Below are 2,436 nucleotides of genomic sequence, written 5' to 3' on the forward strand. Positions count from 1 at the left end.
GGCCGAGCAGCCGCTCCAGCGACCAGCCAGGCGTTTTCGCCAGCTCGCCGATGGTGTTGACGCCGATGCCGGCCAGCCGCTCCCTGGTCACCGGGCCGACGCCCCACATCAGCTCGACCGGCAGATCGTGCAGGAACTCCAGCTCGTGGCGCGGGTCGACCACCACCAGCCCGTCCGGCTTGGCCACCTGCGAGGCGATCTTGGCTAGGTGCTTGGTGCGCGCCACCCCGACCGAGATCGGCAGGCCGAGCTCGGCCCGCACGCGGCGGCGGATCGTGTCGGCGATCTCGTCCGGCGGACCGAACAGGTGGGTGCAGCCGGTGACGTCGGCAAAGGCCTCGTCGATGGAAATCCGCTCGACCACAGGTGTGAAATCGCCGAGCACTTGAATAGCCGCATCGCCCAGTCGCTGGTAGTCCTTGAAATGGCCGCCGACAAAGATCAGCCCGGGGCAGAGTTCCCGCGCGCGCCGTCCCGGCATGCCGCCACGCACGCCGAAAGCCTTGGCCTCGTAGGAGGCGGCCAACACGACGCCGCCGCCGACGGCGATCGGCTTGCCGCGCAGGGCAGGGTCGAGCAACTGTTCGACCGAGGCATAGAAGGCGTCGAGATCCGCGTGGAGGATGTTGGCTTCCATCCGACCCGTTCGCCCGCGGCGGTTCGAACGCCGCATTGTCTTGAGGTGGTTTCTGTGGAACATAAAGAGAACATAGTGGGCGGATTGTCAAGGAGCGTGGAGGGCAATCGCTTCAGGTTTGCGCTGCTCCTCATCGCCCCGCTTTCCAGCATTGGTGGTTGGCGAAAGCCGAAGCGACATCCGATCTTCCCCGCAAGGGGGGAGATTGGATGCTTCGCTGACGGCGCCTACTCCGGAATGTTTAAGGTGCCCTACAGCGCCATCTTGTAGCCGAGATGGCTGGCGGTGAAGCCGAGGCGCTCGTAGAAAGCGTGCGCCTCCCGTCGGCTCTTGTCCGTAGTGAGCTGGACGAAGCTGCAGTTGCGCGAGCGGCACGCTTCAGTCGCCCATTCGATCATCAGCTTGCCGATGCCGCCGGACCGCCGGTGCCGGGCGACGCGAACGCCTTCGATCTGGCCGCGCCAGGCGCCTTTCCTGGAAATACCCGGAATGAAGCTGAGCTGCAGGGTTCCGACGACTTGCCCGGCTTCGACAGCCACGGCCAGCAGCTGATTGGGATCGGCATCGATTGCGCTGAAGGCATCGAGGTAGGACGGCGCGAGCGGCGTCGAAGGGTCTTCCCGACCAGCGCCAAGCGCATCGTCGGCAAGCAATGCGACAATTGCCGGCAGATCGGGCGCTTGCGCGCGACGGAACTCGACCTCGCTCATCGAGGCGATGACATACGGCGCGGGCTTGGCGACGGCAAGAGCGATCCAACCATTTCGCGGCCGATGGCTCGGCGATCTCCGGCTTACACCACCTGTCGTGCCCAGAGGCGGTGGCCATAACGCCGGAAGAAGCGCGCCAGGAGCCGCTGCTGCCTGGCACGGGCGAGATCGGCGCCGCGTCTTTCCTGGCGCCAGCGCGGCATGTTGCGATAACAGGCGATGAAGCGAGCGGCGTCCTCGAGCGCCTCCTCGGCCGACTGCGCCGGGCGGATCGTTGCCAGGAACAAGTCCTCGCCGTGCTTCAGCCGGTCGACGATCGCCTTGCGCTGGTCATGGCCCAGGCGCGCCCTGCCTATGCCGTCGAGGCGGATGGCCGTGAAGGCGGCCAGCATGGCTGGGCTGTCGCCGGTATAGCCGCAATCGCGGGCGAATTGAGCGGAGAGGGCGTCCATCCTGGTTTCCTCGGCTGGCGGCGGCCGCGGCGGATGCCCGGACCTGCTGCCCATCCGTGTCGTCCACGGCTCTGTTATCCGTCGCTACAGGATGTAAGCATAACTCAACTAATGATACAAGTTAAACTTTTGCTTTGGTTTGAGCGGAACGGACTCGACTCTTCGGGTAAAACCCATGAGAATGTGAACACAACAGGAACGGAGGCGCTAGGGGCGATGGCATTGCCGGGCAAGGAAGCGACGATCGCCGAGGTCGTCTCGATTGCGGTCGAGTGTATCGATTGCGGCCGCAACAGATGGTGGAAGCCGGCTGAGCTGAGGCGCTTCGGGGTGACCGGGCAGACGCCGCTGGCGTCCCTTTCGGGGCGGCTTCGCTGCTCGGCCTGCCGCGCTGACGGGCTGCCGGGCGCAGCGGTCTCGATCCAGGCGGCGTTCATCGACGAGCAGCAGCGACGCCGCGCCGAGGCGCGGATGCTCAGCGATCGCGAGATTCCGCTGGAGAGATCCAGGCGGGCTTGAGCGGTGGAGCAATATCTCCCCCCCCCTGTGGGGGAGAAAGCGATTTCAACACCTTGGCTGGAGTGAGCCCGAAGGGCGAAGCGCAGGCTAAGTGTTAGAAATCGCAAGAGAGGGGATC

At 65.4% G+C, this 2,436-nt stretch carries 3 protein-coding genes and 1 pseudogene; 1 reads left to right on the forward strand and 3 read right to left on the reverse strand.

Features of this window, described 5'->3' with window-relative positions; translation table 11 throughout:
- The 3 genes and pseudogenes from E5W87_RS34955 to E5W87_RS34965 all read right to left on the reverse strand — a co-directional run.
- Positions 1-637, reverse strand: a pseudogene (locus E5W87_RS34955) (DNA polymerase IV); the annotation flags it as partial.
- Between the two features lie 251 nt (positions 638-888).
- Positions 889-1,347: a GNAT family N-acetyltransferase gene (locus E5W87_RS34960; protein ID WP_292408389.1), complete on the reverse strand. Its 459-nt coding sequence runs from the start codon at positions 1,345-1,347 to the stop codon at positions 889-891.
- 83 nt (positions 1,348-1,430) lie between these two features.
- Complete coding sequence (locus E5W87_RS34965) at positions 1,431-1,799, reverse strand: hypothetical protein (RefSeq protein ID WP_292408392.1); 369 nt, start codon at positions 1,797-1,799, stop codon at positions 1,431-1,433.
- A gap of 216 nt (positions 1,800-2,015) precedes the next feature.
- Between E5W87_RS34965 and E5W87_RS34970 the strand changes: the two genes are divergently transcribed.
- Positions 2,016-2,318 (forward strand): hypothetical protein, encoded by a 303-nt coding sequence (locus tag E5W87_RS34970; RefSeq protein ID WP_292408395.1) that lies wholly within the window; start codon positions 2,016-2,018, stop codon positions 2,316-2,318.
- Positions 2,319-2,436: the final 118 nt, after the last annotated feature.

The sequence above is a fragment of the Mesorhizobium sp. genome, assembly GCF_004962925.1.
Classification (GTDB): Bacteria; Pseudomonadota; Alphaproteobacteria; order Rhizobiales; family Rhizobiaceae; genus Mesorhizobium.

What these genes read in the sequence shown, in the direction of transcription:
- E5W87_RS34960 (WP_292408389.1), bottom strand. Translation starts at nt 1,347, where the DNA reads ATGAGCGAGGTCGAGTTCCGTCGCGCGCAAGCGCCCGATCTGCCGGCA.
- E5W87_RS34965 (WP_292408392.1), bottom strand. Translation starts at nt 1,799, where the DNA reads ATGGACGCCCTCTCCGCTCAATTCGCCCGCGATTGCGGCTATACCGGC.
- E5W87_RS34970 (WP_292408395.1), top strand. Translation starts at nt 2,016, where the DNA reads ATGGCATTGCCGGGCAAGGAAGCGACGATCGCCGAGGTCGTCTCGATT.